Genomic DNA, 21,739 nt, shown 5'->3' on the forward strand with positions numbered 1-21,739 from the left:
ATGAAAAGAAACTTACCTAAACAGTGGTTAAACAGTCCGAAGTTTCATAAGCGTTTATCTTCAAATAAAACATTTTTTTGTAAAAGCATCTTTTTTATGGTGCTGGTATTTTTCAGCTTCGTAAACCAGGTAAGCTACGGGGCCAGTTTCCCGGTTACAAACACTAACGATTCCGGCCTCGGATCACTGCGTCAGGCAATAATTGACGTAAACGCAGCAGGTACAGGCCCACACAGTATCGTTTTCAATGTTTATGGCACTATCAATATTGCCAGCAATTTGCCGACGATAACCGTTGCAAATTTGAACATCGATGGAGAAAATAAAGTTTCAATCAACGCCAATAATGGCGCCGCACTATACTTCTTTACAATCAATTCCAATTTTGTTACCATCAAAAACTTCGAACTGCTCAATACCAGAGGGGCGGGTGTAATGGTAAATGCCAATACACAAGGCGTGACCCTTGACGGGCTGAAGGTGAATACAACTGGTACTGCAGCGGATCTGTTAAATAATATCGTTCTGATAACCGGGGCTTCCAAACATTTAACCATCCGGAATATTACTTCGGATATCGGGCTGGAAATAATGGCCACTACGGCCGCACATGGCCGTGCTTTTGCGTTTCAGGCTGGCCGGCATGAAGCCTTGACCATAGAAAATGTAAAGGTAGGCGGACGGAACTCAGGTGGCGTGGCCACCGGGGCGATGTTCATGGAATTCCTGGGGACTGCTTCGCTGGATACTGCGTTAATCAGGAATGTTGAACTATCGCCTTTGGCGAATGGGATCCAGGTACTGGGCAGCCTTAAAAATGCGACCTTCGACAACATCAATTTTAAGGATTGGACCAATGGAACGGGATTTGCATTCCGGGTGGCCGGAGTAACGGAGAATGTTAAAATTCAGAATTCCTATCTTCATCTTGGGTCGCCATCTGTTGCAGGTAACCCCGAAGCAGAATATGGGTTAGAGTTTGTGGGAACGGTAAAGAATCTTTTGATCCACAACACAAAGGTCTTGCAGTGCGGTCTTTTTAGTCTTCGTTTCAATGCCACAGCACAGGATATTACCATCACTTCCTCGGATTTTACCAACGCGGTCACAGCGCATAATGGAGCTAACGGTTGCGTACGATTTGTGGGCGCTGCAACAGGCCTCAGCATGACGGATGTGAAATTAGGAGGTGAGCTAACGGATAAAGTAGCTACTGGTCTTGTTTTCGATGCCTTACTGACCAATGCGAACCTGACGAAGGTGAGCATTATGCATACGCTGAACAGCGGAATCGCCGTCGCCAATGGTCTTACGAATGTGGTGGTGGATAACCTGATTATAGACGACGTGGCGGAAGGGATGACCATAGCTGGAGCTGTAAACACCTTTGAACTGAAAAATTCCATTATCAGTAATACGGTGGGGGCACAGAGCGATGGAATCGAGTTTGGTGGAACCTTTCCCAAATCCAATGTAAAGTTCACTAATAATATTATTGAAAAATTCGGCAGGGCAGGTATTGTGATCAATAATGTACATGCAACGACACAGTTGGATATAACGGGAAATACGATACGGGACGGTGCCCTCCACGGCATTTGGATTCATGCGGGTGCCAGCGGCACGAGGAATATAAGCATCACCGGCAATAAGATATATGCTAACAAAGGTGAAGGTGTGCTCATTAATGCCAACGATAACACGCAGGGCACGGTCATTACCGGCAACAGCATATACAATAACGTTACCAATGGGATTCTCATTGGAGCGGCTGCCAATGGAAATTATAAAGGGGCCAACCGACCGGTGATCAATTCATCCGTGATTGCGGGTATCGGCACCTATAATGTCAGCATTACTGTGCCGAATATCGCAACAGATATTGCCGGGACTACTTATACCGTTGAGCTATTCGCCAATGAGGTCGGTACCTTGCTCTATAGCGGCCGCCAGCTAGTCGCCACTTTTAACAATGTGGCCAAAGGCAATACAACTGTTTACCCGGTGGCTTTTGCAGGTGCTCCTGGAGGCTTCTGGACTGCGACGATCACTTCTGTTAAAGGTACTTCGGAATTCAGTGAATCCAGGGCAATTGCAATCCTGGGACCAGGAGGTGTCAGTACCGGAATCGGAGGCTGGTACCGTGCAGATTATGGCTTAAGTAGGGCCCAGTGGAACGACTTCAGTGGGAATAACATCAACATCCCCCAGCCTTCGGTAGCCAATCAGCCTACTGTCCAGTCTACAGGGATGAACTTTAACCCCACAGCTACATTTGTGGCTCCCCAGTTCTTTGGTAAAGGAAATGCAGTAGATCCGACAAGCTCTGTATTGGGTGCCGGTAACATGAATAACTTCGCCATATTCAGCGCATCAACAACCAGTGCCATGAATGGAGGAGCTTTGTTTGATCAGATGACAACGAATGGCTATCCCGTGGTAACTGCTACTTCTTTCACCAATTCAACTGCTTATTTCGATGCGCCTTATGGCTGGAGACTTACTGCAGCCTGGGGAAGTGATTTGAACAAGACCAATATATGGAGTTATACCAAGACTCTTGCGAGTATGAACGTTTACCGCGACCGGACAAATATTGCCAACAGCAATGTTGTTCGCGATTACACCGGCTATAGCGGCGGTAACTATGCTTCCAATTTAGGAGTATGGCATGGCTCTGCTTATTACCATGGCAATATTCCGGAGATTATTATTTATAAAGACATCACAGCGCTGACTGCTTTAGACCGTCAGAAAATAGAATCCTACCTGGCCATTAAATATGGTACCACCCTGGATCAGGCCACACCTACAAGTTACCTGACCAGTGACGGAGCTACACCAATGTGGACAGCTGATCCGGTCTATAAAAATCGTATAACTGGTATTGGCCGTGATGACCTCTCTGTACTTCAACAAAAGCAATCCCTCAATATAGATCTGGGATTAGTGACCGTTGCGTTGGGCGGAACAGTTGCTACGGCTAATGCATTAAACACAACTGTTTTTACCAATGACAAGGCATTTTTTGCTTTGGCTGATGATGGTCTGGCCGTTACCTATTCCACTGCCGTTACCGGATCAACTGCTACTGCGAGAATGAACCGGGTATGGCGTGCACAACAGAATGCAAACTGGGACAATACACAGGACATCACTTTGCGTTTACAAGGTGGAAGCGAGAGTAAATACCTGCTGATCAGCACGGATCCTACGTTCGCCACGGTTAACAAGACCCTGCGCCTCAATACTGATGGTGCAGTGACTATAAAAGGCTCAGACTTGCCTAATGGCAGCTACTTCACTTTCGGCAGTGTACAAAAACAGCCGGGGGGGGTACTGGCAGGATTACAGGCATGGGTAAAAGCCGACGAAGGAGTTTCTACGGTTAACCCAAGTATTGCGGTACAGTGGACAGACCAGGCTCCGGTGCCAAGAATGTGGCTTCCTGCAAATACCATCCCGCTCGCTTGGGAAAAGGCATCTATTAACTATAATCCGGGTGTCAATTTCCTCAATGACAACTGGTTTCAGGTAAACAAGATCACGGATGGGTTAACCCAGGGAGAAATATTCTCCGTGCAGTATTCTAACCTGCCTGCTACTTCAACAACGGCCAGCTTCCCATTTGAATTCGGAGGCGACCCTACTACGCTTGCCACAACATTTTATCATTATAGTAGTGCACAGCATTACACCCATTTTGGAATTAGTACGCGGCCGGGCTTTGCCTTAGGCACGCTCAATATGCAGCTGCCTCACCTGTTAAATAATTGGAGTGCTCCTAATAATTGGGCATTGAATTTTGACGGAAAAACGGTAGGCAGCAGTACAGCGCTTACAGTTAATTTTTCCAGAGGCGGGGGTTCTAATACAGCTGTCGGTGCGGGACATGGTTCTATCTTCAATGGTCGTATTTCGGAAGTTGTATTTTATGACAGAAAGCTTACAGATGGAGAACGCATCCAGGTAAACAGTTATTTGTCGCTCAAATATGGATTGACCATGCTGAGTCCTGCCGGCGCCGCTACTGATTATATCGCCAGTGATGGCAGTACCAGAATGTGGACAGCCACGCAGAATGTCGGCTACGGCAAACGTATCACCGGTATTGGCCGTGATGAAAACGGTACCCTGAACCAAAAACAATCTATAAGCCAGGATGGCGGTTTAGTGACCATTGCACTTGGAACTACTGTTGCTGCCTCAAACGGGGCAAACACAGTTGGCATTACCAACGATAAATCCTTCTTTGTTTTCGCTGATAATGATGGTGCCACTGCTTTTACAACTTCAACTAGTGCTACTCCTTCAACAGTGCGCCTGGGACGGATATGGAAAGTCCAAAAAACTGGCTGGACAGATCAGAACATCACTATAAAAGTGGATACTACCGCTACATCCAGTCCGAAATATATGATTATCAACAGCAACGAAGCATTTGGTGCCGGTTCTGTTGTATTACCACTGGTGAATGGACAGGTAACTTTAAACAGCAGTCAGCTTTCAGATGCTGCTTATTTTACTTTCGGTACAGATCTTAAAGGCCCTGCGGGCGTAAATAACGGAATTCGTGTTTGGTTAGATGCTAAAACAGGATTGCAGGCAATTACAAACGGCTTGGCTTGGAAGGATAGAAGTGGGACCGGACTGAACGTGGCTCAAACCGTTGCGGCTCGCTTAGCTAAGCTGGGTACAACAGACGCTTCCAGTAACTTCAATCCAACTGTCGACTTTGACGGAGATGATGTATTTGAGTCTGACGCGCAGGTATTGACCAGCGCAGTAAGCGATGGAACAGTCTTCTTTATTTCTAAATACAGGGATTTTGCCGGTTATGACAGTCCGGTAGACTTTGACGCAGACGATCCACATCTTGGGCGTTTAAATAATAGCATGGGATTATGGAAAAACGGATCAACTCCAAATCCATTTTTCCCGGGCGGAAATCAAACGCTTACCCTTAATCAAACCCATTTATCGGGCTATGTGTGGGGTGGTGGTACCAATGGGGGACTGCAATTGCGTAAAGATGCTGCAGCAGCTTTCGAACCAAATATGGACTTTAATACCATCGGCTACACCCAGGATTTTGGTGTAGGTGGATACATTTCAGGTGTTGAAGGGATAAACGGTACCATGTCTGAAGTGATCGTATACAACCGGAAACTTGACGCTGTAGAAATTAACCGGGTGGAATCTTACCTTGGTCTGAAATATGGCATCAGCCTGGATCAAACTGTAGCCACCAATTATACCTCAGGCGATGGTAGTGCCATCATGTGGAATGCTGCGGATAACGCAGGTTATGCTAAACGAATTACCGGAATTGGTCGTGATGATTATTCCACATTAAATCAGAAACAATCTGTAAGTACAGAAAATGGAATGGTTACCCTTGCAGCGGGCAATTCAATTGCAGCAAGCAATGATGCCAATGCTACAGCGATTCCTGCCGATAAATCTTTCCTGACATTTGGAGATAACGGTGGCCTTACTGATTACAGTGCCAATTTAACAGGTTTTACCGGAGTGAATAGGGTGATGTCTCGCATCTGGAAGGTAGACAAAACCAACTGGTCATCTCAAAATATTACATTGAAATTGTCAGGTACAGGAATTAAAAAAACTTATCTGATCGTAAGCAGTGATCCGTCTTTTGCAGCGGGCGACAATGTCTACCCACTAGCAGCTGATGGTACTATTACTATTAATAGCGACTTGTTGCCTGACGGCGCTTATTTCAGTTTCGCCAGTACGATCGAGGGCCCGAATGGGGTAAACAATGGTATTACGCTATGGCTTCGGGCAGATGATGGGATTTCGGATAGTAAGCAGTGGAACGATTTCTCAGGTATGGGCAATGTCGCCCTGCAACCTACCGTAGCCAGTCAACCTATTACCGATGCACGCGGCGTTAACTTTAATTATACTTTTAAACTGGATGGGACAGATGATTTCCTAGACATCAACACAGCGAGGATCGACCCGGCCAATTCCACGGTGTTTGCAGTAGGGGCAGGAACGGGATATGCCACTTACAGGGATCTGATAGGTTCCGGTGCATTGAACAGCAACCAGGGAATGGAATTCAGGATCAACAACACAGCTAAGCTGGACTACCTGGAGAACAATGGAGTAGTTATTCAGTCAGCCTCTTCCACAAGCAGTTTCATAGAGAACAGACCTTATATTTTCGGGGCTACACAAACCAATACAGCCACCGGCTTCAGGCTATACGGTAACAATAAACAGGAGGCTCAGGGCAGTAACACCATCAGTCCGGCAACTGCCAATTTTATCTCTATAGGTTCAAGAACAATCGGTTCCCGTGCATTCTACTGGATGGGTAATATAGCGGAGGTAGTGGCTTATAATCGGGTGCTGAGTGATGTGGAACGGCAAGCCGTCTCTTCTTACCTTGCCTTGAAACATGGTGTCACGCTAGACCAAAGTACGCCGACGGATTATCTTGCTTCAGACAACGCTGTGTATTGGACTGCGGCTGCCAATGGCATTTATAATAAACGCATTACCGGTATCGCTCGTGACGATAAAACCAGCCTCAATACGAAACAGTCCTTAAATGCTGATGCTGGTTTCATCACGTTGGCACAAGGATCAGCAGTAGCGCTTACCAATGAATCAAACGCAACTACGATTACCAATGACAAATCATTTTTAGTATTTGGGGATAACGATTTAGCCACCAGCTTTGGTTCGGCTATGAGTACTCCGTTAAATACCGATGTGACCAGAAGAATGTCACGTGTATGGAAAGTTCAGAAAACGGGTTGGGCCGATCAGAACATCACCATGGTGGCAGAAATTACGGGCACTTCAAAATTCCTGATCATCAGCCATACAGATCCGGCTTTTTCTTCGGCAAATATTAACACGATACTGCCTTTCAATGGCAACAGCATTACCCTTAACAGCAGTCTGCTGCCGACTGGTGCTTACTTTACGATTGGTGCGGTAGTGAAAGCCCCCGGTGGTGTATTGGGCAGTTCTATTTGGTTAAGGGCAGATGCCAATACTTCAAGTACTATCGATAATACGGCAATTAATGCCTGGATGAACTATGGCCCGGAGCCGAATAACCCAACCCAGGCTACAGCGGCCAATCAGCCGCTGTACATGAGCAATGCAACGGACAACATCAATTTTAACCCAATAGTCAAATTTGATGGGGTTAATTCAGGAATGACGAGTGGTTCGATACTTAAAGCAGGTACTTATAATGCTGCCGCTGCTTTTCTGGTAAGTAACCAGACAGCTGCCACCGCATCTGTTATTTTCACTGAGCCTGCTATCACCGGCGCCACGGCCAACACATTCACCCTGCATGCCACCTGGTCCGATAATGTCGTTTACTGGGATGCGCCTGCAACGAGCAGGGCATCTTACAACACAGGAGGAGTTAGTAATCAGACAATTCTCTGGACAACCACAAGCAATGCATTGCTTGCTGCCAACCGGCAAGTTATTTACAGAGATGGTAAAAGCGTCGCTGTCGGGAATATTGCCAACAACTTTACCGGCACTAACAGTCCTTTCCTTTTAGGTAGAAACGGTCCCACTACTACTCCTTATAATGGCCGTATGGGAGACCTGATCGTATATACCAATGCATTGACCGCAACCGAGGAGCAGCGTGTTAATACCTATCTAGCCATTAAGTATGGCATTACACTGAATAACGGTGCTACGGATTACCTTGCTACCGATGGGACTAAAATCTGGGATGCAGCGGTAAACAGCAGTTATAAAAATAACGTTACGGGTATTGGCCGCGATGATGCGGAAGACCTGAACCAGAAACAGTCCCGCAGTATAAATGCAGGTATGCAGGTGGCAATCGGTATAGGAGGCCTGGCGGAGAATAACATCACAAATGCGAACTTATTTGCGTCGAATAAATCATACCTCATCTGGAGTGATGATGCTGCGTCTACTTTATTCAAAACTCCTTTAACAGGTCACACTACAGCGAATTACCGCATGTCGAGGGTGTGGAAAGTACAGGAAAGCGGAACTGTGGGCAGTGTGCAATTTGCCCTGCCGTATGATGCCCTGCCCAATACCAAAGAAACCTACCTGATTGTTAGTAATGACGCTACAATTGATGGAACAGATCAATTTATTCTGCTTACCGAAATATTGCTGAACGGAAAGAAACATTATGCTGCGATGGCTGATGTAACTGATGGACAGTACTTCAGTTTTGGCTCCTCTATAAAAGCCCCTGGTGGTGTATTGGGTACAGCACTCTGGTTACGTGCAGATGCGGGTACTTCGAGTACTGCTGATAATACAGCAATCAATGGCTGGACCGATTACGCCTCCGATCTGAATAACGCGACGCAGCCAACACTTGCATTGCAGCCTTTCTATGTGCGGAACGCAGCGGAAAACATCAACTTTAACCCTGTTGTAAAATCCGGTACTACGCGCTTTCTCTCCGGTTCTTCGTTATTAAAGAGCGCTACGTACACAGGTGCAGCTGTATTTGCTGTGAGCAGTCAGACTGCGCCGACGAATGCATCCATATTTAACGAGTTAACCGCCAACGCTTCCCACTTCAACCTTCATGCAACCTGGGGCGATAACACCGTTTACTGGGATGCGCCGCTTACTCCTAATCGTCTTACTTACGCAGCTGGAAATATCAATAACCAGATCAACCTATGGGCAGGCACCAGCAATACTGCATTGGCCACTAACCGACAGGTGATATTTAAGAATGGTGCGAGTGTGGCAACCGGAAATTTAACCGGCACATTTACCGGTAATAATCTTCCGTTCAGGGTAGCAGACAGTTATAATGGACGCTTAGGCGAACTGATCGTCTATACGAACGCGCTGAATGCGACCGAACAACAACGTATCAATACTTACCTTTCGCTTAAGTACGGCATCACGCTAAACAATGGCGCAACAGACTACCTGGCTACTGATGGTACTACATCCGTATGGACTGCCGCCAGTAATGCGACACATAAAAATAACATAGCCGGTATCGGCCGCGATGATGTGGAAGGACTCAGCCAGAAACAGTCTCGTACGATCAACACAGGTTTCCAGCCAATCATTGGTCTTGGGGGCGTTGTAACAGATAATCTTTCTAACAACAATGCCTTTACTGCAGATAAGTCTTACCTGGTATGGGGAGATGATGGTGGGGCTACTACATTTACTACCGCTTTATCAGGCAGGACTGAGGTGAATTACCGTATGCTGAGATCCTGGAAAGTACAGGAGACAGGCGCAGTAGGCGAAGCGCAGGTTGCTATTCAAAAAGACCTGATAGCGACCAATATCGCATCAACTTATCTTGTAGTGAGTACAGATGCAACTTTCGATAGCAGTGACCAGTTTATTGCGATGGGCGAAACTGATATCAACGGGCTTGTCCATTATACTGCCAATGCTGATCTGAGCAATGGACAATATTTTACTTTTGCTGCCCTGGTAAAAGCACCAGGAGGAGTAATAGGAAGCTCCCTGTGGGTTAAGGCAGATGCTGGTCTGCAGCGGAACGGAAGCGATCAGGTTGAGCAATGGATAGACCAGAGTGGCAGCGGCCTTATAACTACAGAGCTGCGGGCAGCTCTTCCAGCTCATACCGATGTTATCGCACCGTCTGCTGGTATTATTAACGTACCGGTTGGCATTAACTTTAACCCCGCTGTGGATTTCTCCGGGGCATCAGGAAGATCACTTAAAGGTGCTGCCGGCCTTGCCTGGAATACAACAGCTGCGCTGTCAATATTTAGTGTGAATGCACGTGAAGGCACTTTCACCGATATAGCCGGCATCTTTGCTTCTAATGGGGACTGGGTGGGGAGCAAATCCGGCAGAGGGCTTCTGAATTTGGCTGCAGGAGCATATGGGCTTGATGGCAACGGATGTGTTAACGGAATCATCACACCATCAGCTGTTGTGCCATTAATAGCCAGAGGTCTTTATATAAATGCCAACAATAGTTTGGGGGGAAGCGTCTGGCTGAATGGCAGGCAAGGACCTATCGCAGCAGCCTGTATTAACACGGGCGACGGTTCCTTTTTTGAGGTAGGCGGTCGCACTACAGAAGCAGCGTACGACTACCGTATCTTTAACGGCAAGATTCCCGAGGTGATCGTTTACAAGTCTGCCCTCACTGCTACACAGGCGCGTCAGGTTGAGTCCTATCTGGGTATCAAGTACGGGGTTACTCTTGACCAAACCACAGCGCAGGACTACCTGGCCACAGATGGCACAACAAAAATATGGGAGGCTGCCATTAATGGCCTTTACAATAAAAATATTGCTGGTATCGGAAGGGATAATGTGGAAGAGTTGAACCAGAAACAATCACGGAGCATCAATACCGGTGCTATCTTAACCATGGGGTTAGGCAGTATCGCGGTGGACAATGTATCCAACGGTGGAACCTTCTCCGGGGATAGGAATTACTTCCTTTGGGGCAGCAACACCAGCGGCACGGTAGCAGCTACTGCGGTAGACCTTCCGGGATGTATCCTGGAGCGGCTTGACCGCGAATGGAAAGTACAGGCCACCAACTTCGACAACAGCACACAGGCGGTAGACCTGGAGTTTGACCTAACGGGGATCACCCGCTATGGCACGGCTACAGCACATTACGCGCTAATGATCGATAAAACAGGAAGCGGTAATTTTTCCGGTCTTTCAGCAGCAGATTATACGCTGATCACGGCCAGCTCTTTAGCAGGGGACAAAGTAAGCTTTGACAACGTAACTGCATTGGCAAACGGTGCCGTGTTCACCCTTGTGACCCGTAATGTGGTTGCACCGGTGGCCACACTGGTTGCCGACAATACAGCAGCTACCGGTGGCAGCGCCTGTATCTATGCAGAAGACGGCATCCTGTACATCAAAGACCCGGCTGATCCGGATAAGTACATTGCCTCGATCGATCCTAACGGCAATACGATCAACCCGGCAGATTTCAATGTGAACATTTCTGTAAACAAAAATATGAACACCGAACTGGGCAAAGCCAGTGCCGGTAATGACTATGGTACCCAGCTGATGCGCCGTTTGCTGCAGATCAGCTATATCGGTGCTCCGCTAACGGTAAATGGGGGGGTAACCCTGCGTTTCTTATGGAACCCAGCTGAAAAAGGTGATGCAGAAGCCGCGCTTACAGCGCGGGGGGTAACCGGCGGGCAGACCTGGACCTGGTTCAAGCGTAGCGGTAATATTACTGCTGCCCTTGCCGCACTGGCCCCTGAAGGGTTGGCGGGCATGACCCAGCTTAACCCAAGCAATACCGGACAGGTAGACGGAGTGGACTTTGTGGAATTTAGCGGTATACAGAGCTTCTCTGTATTCGGTGGGGTAACTACAGCCAACCAGATCCTGAACATCCAGAAAATACAGGACGGAACAGAAGGCACCCAGAACGGTACCTTCAGTATCGGTCTGCCACCAGGACTTACCGCCACAGAAGATGTAAACATCAATTATACAGTATCAGGTCTGGCCATAAACGGCACAGATTATACCACGCTGAGCGGCATTATTGTACTGCCGCTAGGCAGTAACAGCGTTACTTTAACGCTTCCCGTTATCGACGACTCAGTGATCGAAACCACAGAAGGCGCCATCGTTACCTTAACTGGAGGTATTGGTAATACCAGCAGTAGCCAGTATACGGTGAGCAGCACCCTCGGCGCTTCCAGCCTGAACATCCTTGACAATGACCGCAATAACCCGGCCCGGACTGTGCTGGCGATTAGCGGCCCGGTTGACGGATCAGAGCCTGCAACCGATGGCTCGTTTACGATCAGCCTTCCTGCAGGGGTAACAGCGGTAGAAGACATTACCGCCACTTATACCATCAGCGGAACAGCTACTGCGGGAACGGATTATGTTACCCTTAGTGGAACAGTCCTGATCCCTGCGGGCCAGAACGGGGTTAGTGTTCCTGTAACGGTCACTAACGACAATATTATTGAGATTCCGGAAACCGTAATGGTAACCAGCACCGGTGGTACTTCCACCTCTTTTGCCTTTACGGCCAGCACGACCTCGGCCAGCGGCACGGTGAACATCCTGGATGAAGACAATACGACCACAAGCAACGTGCTGAGTGTTTCTAAAACAGCCGACGGAACCGAACCTTCAACAAATGGGGCCTTCAGCATCGGTCTTCCTGCAGGCATCACTGCCTCAGAGGACATTACGGTGAACTATGCCATAACCGGCACAGCTACTGGCGGAATAGATTATAGCACGATCAACAGTACCGCTACAATTCCTGCCGGACAGAACGGTATATCAATTCCGGTAACAGTAAGCAATGACCAGATCATAGAAGGCGCCGAAACGGTGATACTTACGGTAACCAGCGGCAGTTCTACAAGTTTTGCCTTTACCGCAAGTGCCACAAATGGTACTGCAACAGTGAACATTGCCGATGACGACAATACTGCGGCTAATCGTATCCTTAGCGTAACTAATACCGGCAACGGATCAGAACCTGCCGTAAATGGCTCATTTAGAATCGCCTTGCCTGCAGGTATTACCGTATCAGAAAACATTACTGTAAGCTACAATGTGGCAGGAACTGCGATTAGTGGTACAGATTACACGGCTCTTGCTGCAACAGCGGTTATCCCCGCTGGTCAGAACAGTGTGAACGTTGCGGTAACGGTAGCCGATGACCTGGTCATCGAGTCTACCGAGACGGTGGTGCTGACCCTTACAGGCGGCAGTTCTGCCAGCTTTAGCTTTGCTGCCAGCAGTGGCAGCGGCAGCGCGACGGTGAACATTGCCGATGATGAGAGTACATTGGTGAACAAGGTGCTAAGTGTTGTCAAAACAGCTGACGCGGCAGAACCTGCCGTCAGCGGAGCCTTCAGCATCAGCCTTCCGGCAGGTGTAACGGCTTCAGCGCCCATTACAGTAAACTATACCATCACCGGAACAGCTACGAGTGGAACAGATTATACAACGATAAACAGTACCGCGGTTATCCCGGCAGGCCAGAATAGCGTGCCGGTCCCGGTAACAGTGATTAATGATAAGATCCTGGAACCACTGGAAACCGTGCTGCTGACGATCACAGATGGCAGCTCTGCCAGCTTCGCCTTTACGGCGAGCCCTGTAAATGGCAGTGCCACGGTAAACATTACCGATGAGGACAATACCGCGGCCAACACAGTGCTGAGTATTGTAAAAACAGCTGATGGAGCAGAGGCGGGAGCCAATGCGGCCTTCAGCATCAGCCTTCCGACAGGTGTTACCGCTTCAGAAAACATTACTGTAAATTACAATATAACGGGCAGCGCTACCAATGGTGGCGACTACAGCACCTTAAACACTTCAATCGTGATCCCTGCGGGCCAGAACACTGTTGCTCTTCCGGTAACGGTGCTCAATGACCTGGTTATCGAGCAGGCAGAAACCGTGGTGCTGACCCTTACAAATGGAACATCTTCTTCCTTTGCCTTCACGGCCAGCCCGACCAGCGGAACGGCTACGGCAACGATTTCGGACGATGACAATACGGCGGCCAATCGGGTGATCAGCGTAGTGAAAACTACAGATGGTGCCGAGCCAGGCACTAATGGTGTTTTCAGCGCCAGCCTGCCTTTAGGTGTAACAGCATCGGAAGACATTATGGTTAGCTATACCGTAAGCGGAACGGCAGCCAGTGGCACTGACTACACCGCTTTGATCGGCACCGCGGTGATCCCTGCAGGGCAGAACAACGCTGCAGTTGCGGTAATAGTAAGTAATGACCAGATCATTGAAAGCCCGGAAACGGTGATCCTAACGGTGACCGGCGGTACTTCTGCCAGCTTCGCGGCCTTCACGGCCAGCGCCAGCAGTGGCAATGCGACAGTAACCATTGCCGACGATGACGACACGGCGCTGAACCGCGCACTGAGCATTGTAAAAACAAGCGATGGGGCAGAGCCAGCTACCGATGGCGTCTTCAGCGTAAGCTTACCGGCTGGGGTAACGGCCTCAGCAGGCATCACTGTCAACTATACCATAGGGGGCACGGCCATCAATGGTACCGATTATAGCACTTTAAGCGGCAGCGTATTGTTGCCTGCAGGGCAGAATAGTGTTCCAATCAATATAGTAGTGAGCGATGACCAGCTCATTGAAAATACAGAAACAGTAGCCCTGACCATCTCCGGGGGCACTTCCACCAGCTTTGCCTTTACGGCAGATGCCACCAATGGAACTGCCAGCCTGAACATCACAGATAATGACAATACCCTGGCCAACCGGACGCTGAGCATCACCAAAATCACAGATGCGGCAGAACCGGGTACTGCTGGCGCTTACAGCATCAGTCTTCCGACAGGGATCCTGGCTTCAGAGAACATTACGGTAAACTATACCGTAACTGGCACAGCTACCAATGGAATAGACTATGCTTCGCTGAGCGGTATCACCACCATTCCGGCAGGCCAGAACAGTGTGGCCTTACCGATAAATGTTATAGACGACCAGCTGATCGAGCAAACCGAGACCGTAATAGCCACCCTTACTGGCGGCAGCTCCGCCAGCTTCGTGTATGTGGCCAGCGCTATCAACGACAATGCTACGGTGAACATAACAGATAACGACAATATTTTAGCCAATAATGTGCTGAGCATAGTGAAAATAGTGGATGGGGAAGAACCGGCAATAGATGCGGCCTTCCGTATCAGCCTTCCACCAGGGATCAGCTCTTCTGAGCCTGTGACAGTGAACTATACTCTCGCCGGAACCGCCGCCAATGGTACCGATTACAGTACTTTAACTGGCAGTGTGGTCCTTGCAGCCGGAGCCAACAGCGTGCTACTGCCTGTGGACGTGACCGATGATCAGATCATTGAGGGCACAGAAACGGTAGCTTTAACGCTAACAGCTGGCAGTTCTACCAGCTTTGCCTTTACAGCAGCGACCACACCAAATAACACGGCAACTGCCAATATCCTGGACAATGATAACATTGCTGCTAACCAGGTGCTGAGCCTGAGCAAAGGTCTTGACGGAGCAGAACCGGGTACAAATGGCGGATTCACGGTCAGTCTGCCAGCAGGCTATAGTGTGGCGCAGGATGTAACGGTGAATTATACTGTCGCAGGTACAGCCATCCCGGGCACCGATTATACCGCATTGAGCGGCACGGTAACCTTACCTGCGGGACAAAATAGTGTAGCGGTAGCAGTGCCGGTGCTGGATGACCAATTGGTGGAAAACACCGAAACGGTGATCATGACCCTTACGGGCGGTACAGCCAGTGGCCTGACCTTTACGGCCAGCACCACCAATGGAGTAGCTACAGTAAATATTACGGATAACGAAAATACGCCAGCTAACCGGGTGCTGAGTGTGGCTAACAGTGGCAACGCGGCAGAACCAGGCACGAACGGACAGTTCACGATCAGTCTCCCTGCGGGTGTTACACCATCAGAAAACATCAATGTCACTTACATCATCAGTGGTATAGCCACTGGCGGTGCGGATTACACGGCTCTGAGCGGCAGTGTGACCTTCCCTGCCGGGCAGAACAGCATTACCCTGCCGGTTAGCGTGATCAATGACCAGATCATTGAAGGTGATGAAACAGTGATTCTGACCCTGAGTGGGGGCAGCAGCCCAAACTTTGCCTATACAGCCAGCAGTACCAATGGTGCTGCAACGGTGACCATGACCGATGAGGACAATACCGGTGCCAACCAGGTGCTGACTGTAATCAAAACAACGGATGCGGCGGAGCCGGGCGGCAATGGTAGCTTTGCGGTCAGCCTTCCGGTGGGAGTAACTTCTGCTACAGATATCACGGTTGCCTGTAACATTGACGGGGGCAGTACGGCCAGCAGTGGCACGGATTACCAGGCCATTGGGAGCACTATTGTGATCCCCGCGGGGCAGAACAGTGTTACTGTTCCGGTGAACGTGGTGGACAACACGATCATAGAACCGGCTGAAACGGTGATCCTGAACATTACAGGAGGAACCGGCAGCAATGGGTATACCTATACGGTAGGTACAGGCTCAGCAACAGTGAACATTACAGACAACGACTTTGCGGGCAACAGCAATGTGGTGCTGCTCACCAAAGTATCGGATGCGATAGAAGGTTCTACACACGGACAATACAAGATCTCCCTGCAGCCCGGGGTGACCAGTTCTGAAGATGTGGTGATCCAGTTTACCATGGGCGGTATGGCTACCAATGTAGCCGATTATATCCTTTCGCCATTAACGGGTGGCAATATCATATTACCCGCCGGAGCCAATTCAGTAGTAATAGATTTAATTGCGCCGAATGACAGTAATATAGAAGGACCTGAAGATGCGATTCTGAACCTCACGGGTGCAAATTCTCCCAATTTCAACTTTACGGTAGATGCGGCCAGTAACGGGGCCGTTGTGAACATTATAGATGTGAATGCAGCCGGCAGCACGCCACTTCAAGTCATCAAAAGCGGGGATGCAAGCGAGCCGATTGGCAACACAACGTTTACCATTAAACTGGCAGGAGCTACTACCTCAGCATTCCCTATTACAGTTGGCTATACTGTGTCAGGTACCGCATTGACAGGCCTTGATTATGCGTCGTTGGGCAGCCTTACCATTCCTGCCGGACAGAACAGCATACCTGTTCCTGTGACGGTGCTGGATGATCAGATCATAGAGCCAACTGAAACGATGATCTTTACCATCCTTTCCGGCAGCGCCATAAACGGCGGAAATGCCTATATTTTCCCTCCTGACCCTGCACAGCAGCAGATCACTATTGATATCACAGATAATGATGCATCAACAGGAAACCAACTGCTGAGCGTAGTGAAGACCGATGCAGCAGAGCCATCTGCCAACGGTTCCTTTACCATCAGCCTTCCGACCGGGTATGTAGCAGCCAGTAACATCACCGTAACGTATGCCCTTACGGGTACGGCAACGGGTACTGCCGATTATACCATAGCCTCAGTGAACACGGTTACTTTGCCAGCCTTTGCCAACAGCGTGACCCTGCCGGTAACGGTGAACGATGACCAGGTCATTGAAGGCGACGAAACGGTGATTCTGACACTTATCAGTGGCAGCGATGCGAACACCTTTACTTATACTGCGGACCCAACTAACAGTGCTGAAACCCTAACGATTGCAGATGATGACAACACTGCCAACAACCGGGTGCTGAGCGTTGCCAATACTGGTGACGGTGCAGAACCAGCAACTGCCGGACAGCTCACGATCAGCCTTCCTGCAGGCGTTACTGCATCAGGGGATGTGACGGTGAATTATACAGTAGGTGGAACAGCAACCAGTGGTACCGATTATACGGCCCTGAGTGGAACAGCTACCATTCTTGCAGGCAATGGCAGCGTTACGGTTTCCGTTCCGGTAAACAATGACGGCATCATTGAAACGACAGAGACCGTGGTGCTAACCCTTATCGGGGGCAGTTCAGGCTTGGGTGCCTTTACAGCAGCCAGCGGCAATGGTACAGCTACGGTGAACATTACTGATAACGATGCCACTGCCCTTAATCAGGTGTTGAGCATCGCCCAGACTGCCCATGGGGCAGAGCCTGGAACGGGTGCGACTTTCAGTATTAGCCTGCCTCCGGGGGTTACCTCAGCAGCAGATATCACGGTGAACTATACCGTCAGCGGTACGGCAACACCAGGTGCAGATTACAGCACCTTAAGCGGTACGGTACTGCTTCCGGCAGGACAGAACGCGGTAGCTGTGCCGGTTGCGGTGACAGATGACCAGCTCATTGAAAATACTGAGACGGTGATCCTAACCTTAACCGGCGGGGTTTCCAGTAGCTTTACTTATACCAGCCACCTGACCAATGGTGCGGCTACGGCCAACATTACAGACAATGACAATACCCTTGCTGGCCGGGTGATCAGCGCCAGCAAAACTGTTGACGGGGCTGAGCCGGGCACGCATGGTGCCTTTGCTATCAGCCTTCCGGCAGGGGTAACAGCATCGGGAAATGTGACAGTGAATTATACAGTGACAGGGACAGCGGGCAGCGGTACGGATTATACCTCGATAGGTACTTCTGTGGTGATCCCTGCGGGCCAGAACAGTGTAAGCATACCAGTTAATGTACTGGATGACCAGATCATTGAGAATCCAGAAACGGTGGTCCTGACGGTGACTGGTGGCACATCAGCAGGTTTCCCTGCCTTTACGGCCAGTGCAACAAACGCCTCTGCCACTGTAAACATTATGGATGATGACAACACTCCAGAGAACCTCAGGGTAAGGGTGGTACGCTTGAGCGATGGGGCTGAAGGTAGCAGCAGCCTTTTTGGATTCAGACTACTCTTTCCTCCGGGTGTCACAGTTGGGGAGACCGTAACCATAAATTATACAATAGGTGGTACCGCGGTACTGGGCACTGACTATGATGCCCTGAACTCGTTACATTTCACTGGGACCAGAACCATTGGATCGGGCTCTTCTAGCGTACCCATAAGTGCTACTGTGTTAAATGACCTTATTATCGAGGGCACAGAGACAGTGACCGTTACTATTACTAACGCTTCTTCAACCAGCTTTACCTTTACGCCAGATCCTGTTGATGGCAGCGCTACAGTATTTATCATAGATAATGACAACACACCAGCCAGCCAGACACTGAGTATTGTCAAAACTACCGATGCGCAGGAACCAGGGACTCCGGGCGTATTTACAGTGAGCCTTCCTTCAGGTGTCAAAGCCAATGAGGACATCACAGTAAACTACACGGTTGCCGGTACAGCGCTTAGCGGAACAGACTATACCACCCTGAGCGGTACGGTATTGCTTCCAGCGGGCAGCAACAATGTGGCTTTCAATGTAGCAGTAACTGACGATCAGCTCATTGAAGATACTGAAACAGTAATCCTGACCTTAACAGGTGGCACCTCGACTAGCTTTAACTTCACCGCAAGCAGTACCAACGGCAGTGCTACGATGAACATCACAGATAATGACAACATCCCTGCCAACCGCATACTGAGTATAGCCAAAACAACAAATGCAGCAGAACCGGGTACGGCAGGGGCATTTAGTGTAAGCCTGCCAACGGGCATCACGGCATCAGAACCGGTTACGGTCAATTATTCGATCAGCGGAACTGCGCTGAACGGCACAGATTATACCACCCTGACTACTTCGGTGGTGATCCCTGCAGGCCAGAACAATGTGGCTATACCGGTAATGGTAGCCGATGACCAGATCATTGAAGATACTGAGACGGTGATACTGACCTTAACAAACGGTACTTCTGCCAGCTTTGCCTTCACGGCAAGCGCTACAGATGGCACTGCCACAGTAGATCTTACAGATAACGATAATAATGGTACCAACCGGGTGCTGAGTGTAGTGAAAACTACAGACGGTGCAGAACCTGGTCTTAATGGTACCTTCAGGGTAAGCCTGCCTGCAGATATCACAGCTTCAGAGAACATCACGGTAAATTACACGGTCAGCGGAACCGCTGGCACGGGCACGGATTATACTGCCCTGGGTGGTACGGTCGTGATCCCGGCCGGACAGAATACTGCTCCGGTGGAAGTACAGGTGATCAATGACCAGGCAATCGAGCTGGATGAAACAGTGATACTGACCTTAACCGGCGGTACATCAACCCATTTTACCTTTACAGCAGCGACAGGCAGTGCAGGCACAGCAGAGGTGGTTATTGGAGATGACGACAATACTCCTGAAAACCGGGTGCTGAGCATTGTGAAAACCAGCGATGCAACAGAGCCGGGTACTAATGGTGCCTTCCATATTAGCTTGCCAGTCGGTGTCCTCGCATTGGGGGATGTAACAGTCAATTACACCATTACAGGTACAGCGGCTAACAACACCGATTATACTTCACTTACGGGAGTGGCTACCATCGTAGCCGGAACCAACGGTGTAAACGTACCGGTAACAGTTACCAATGATCAGATCATCGAAGGTACCGAAGAGGTAACCCTTACCCTGACTGGTGGTACATCCGGATCTTCCGTATTCACGGCCAGCGCTACAAACGGCAATGCCACGGTCAGCATTGCAGATGACGACAACACAGGACCAAACCGTGTACTGAGCATTGCCAAAACAAGTGATGGGGCTGAGCCGGGTACCAGTGGAGCCTTCAGCATCAGTCTTCCTTTAGGAGTCACTGCATCAGAGGACATCACGGTGAACTATACAATAGGCGGAACTGCCATCAACGGAACAGACTACACTACCCTTACTACCCAGGCGGTAATCCCTCTCGGCCAGAACAGTGTGGCCATCGCTGTAGCGGTAAACGACGATAAAATTATTGAGGGAACTGAAACAATAATCCTGACCTTAACCGGGGGTACATCCGCCAACTTCGCCTTTACGCCAAGCGGAACCGATGGTAATGCAACGGTAAACATTACCGATGATGAAGATGCAACGGCAAGTAAGGTCTTAACTGTGGTTAAGACCGCAGAGGGGGCAGAGCCAGGCACTAATGGTGCCTTTAGCATCAGCCTTCCTACGGGCATAACAGCAGCAGCGGACATTACGGTAAATTATACCATAACAGGTACGGCAACCAGCGGTACGGATTATACGGCCATTGCTTTATCGGCAGTGATCCCTGCCGGGCAGAACAGCATCGCGGTGCCTGTAGTAGTAAGCAATGACCAGCTCATTGAAGGCACGGAAACGGTGATCCTGACCTTAACGGGCGGTACAGCCGGCAGTTTTGTCTTTACTGCAGCAGGCAGCACCGCAACGGCTACAGTTAATATTGCAGACGACGAGAATACGACTGGAAGTAACACCCTCAGCATTGTCAGGACTGCAGAGGCAGCGGAACCGCTTACAAACGGTGATTTCCGGATCAGCCTTCCTGCAGGAATTACTGCAACAGAAGCCATCACGGTGAATTACACCATAGGCGGAACTGCAGTAAACGGTACGGATTACGCTACCCTTACTACCGCGGTAACGATCCCTGCAGGTCAGAACAGCGTAGCTGTGCCTGTAACGGTAACCAACGACCAGATTATTGAAAGTAGCGAGACGGTTATTCTAACCTTAACCAGTGGAAGTTCAGCCAACTTCGTCTTTACGGCCAGCGCAACCAGTGGCAGTGCCACTGTGAACATCGCTGACGATGACAATACTTCGGTGAATAGGACTTTAACGGTGACTAAGACTACAGATGCCGCAGAGCCTGCTACTAACGGTGCGTTCAGCATCAGCCTACCTTTAGGCATTACAGCAGCAACGGATATTACGGTGAATTACACCATAGGCGGAACTGCAGTAAACGGTACGGATTACGCCAGCCTTACTACCCAGGTCACTATCCTTGCCGGTCAAAACAGCGTGGCTGTACCTGTAACGGTAAGCGATGACCAGGTTATTGAAGGGACCGAAACCCTGATCCTCAATCTGACAGGTGGTACAGCTGGAAGTTTTGTCTTTACTGCAACTGGCAGCAGCGCAACTGCTACCCTGAACATCGCAGATGATGAAAATACAACTGTAGGCAAAACACTGACTGTGGCTAATACCGCAGATGCAGCAGAACCTGCTACTAACGGTGCCTTCAGCATCAGCCTTCCTTTAGGCATTACTGCTGCACAGGATATCGCGGTAAGCTATACCATCACAGGTACGGCTACAAATGGTACGGATTATACTAGCATTGCAAGCTCGGTTGTAATCCCTGCCGGCCAGAACAGCGTAGCTATCCCGGTAACGGTAAGCG

1 protein-coding gene (running past one end of the window) is annotated in these 21,739 nt (G+C 49.4%); it reads left to right on the top strand.

What is annotated here, in order from left to right:
• A protein-coding gene (locus tag FBD94_RS01335) for a Calx-beta domain-containing protein (protein WP_136878822.1) crosses the window boundary here: on the top strand, positions 1-21,739 show its 5' portion. 8,933 nt of this gene lie beyond the right edge of the window; the window shows 21,739 of its 30,672 coding nt (coding positions 1-21,739); its start codon is at positions 1-3; its stop codon lies beyond the right edge, outside the window.

Origin of the sequence: Pedobacter hiemivivus (assembly GCF_005144565.1) — a bacterium.
In the GTDB taxonomy this organism is placed as follows: Bacteria; Bacteroidota; Bacteroidia; order Sphingobacteriales; family Sphingobacteriaceae; genus Pedobacter; species Pedobacter hiemivivus.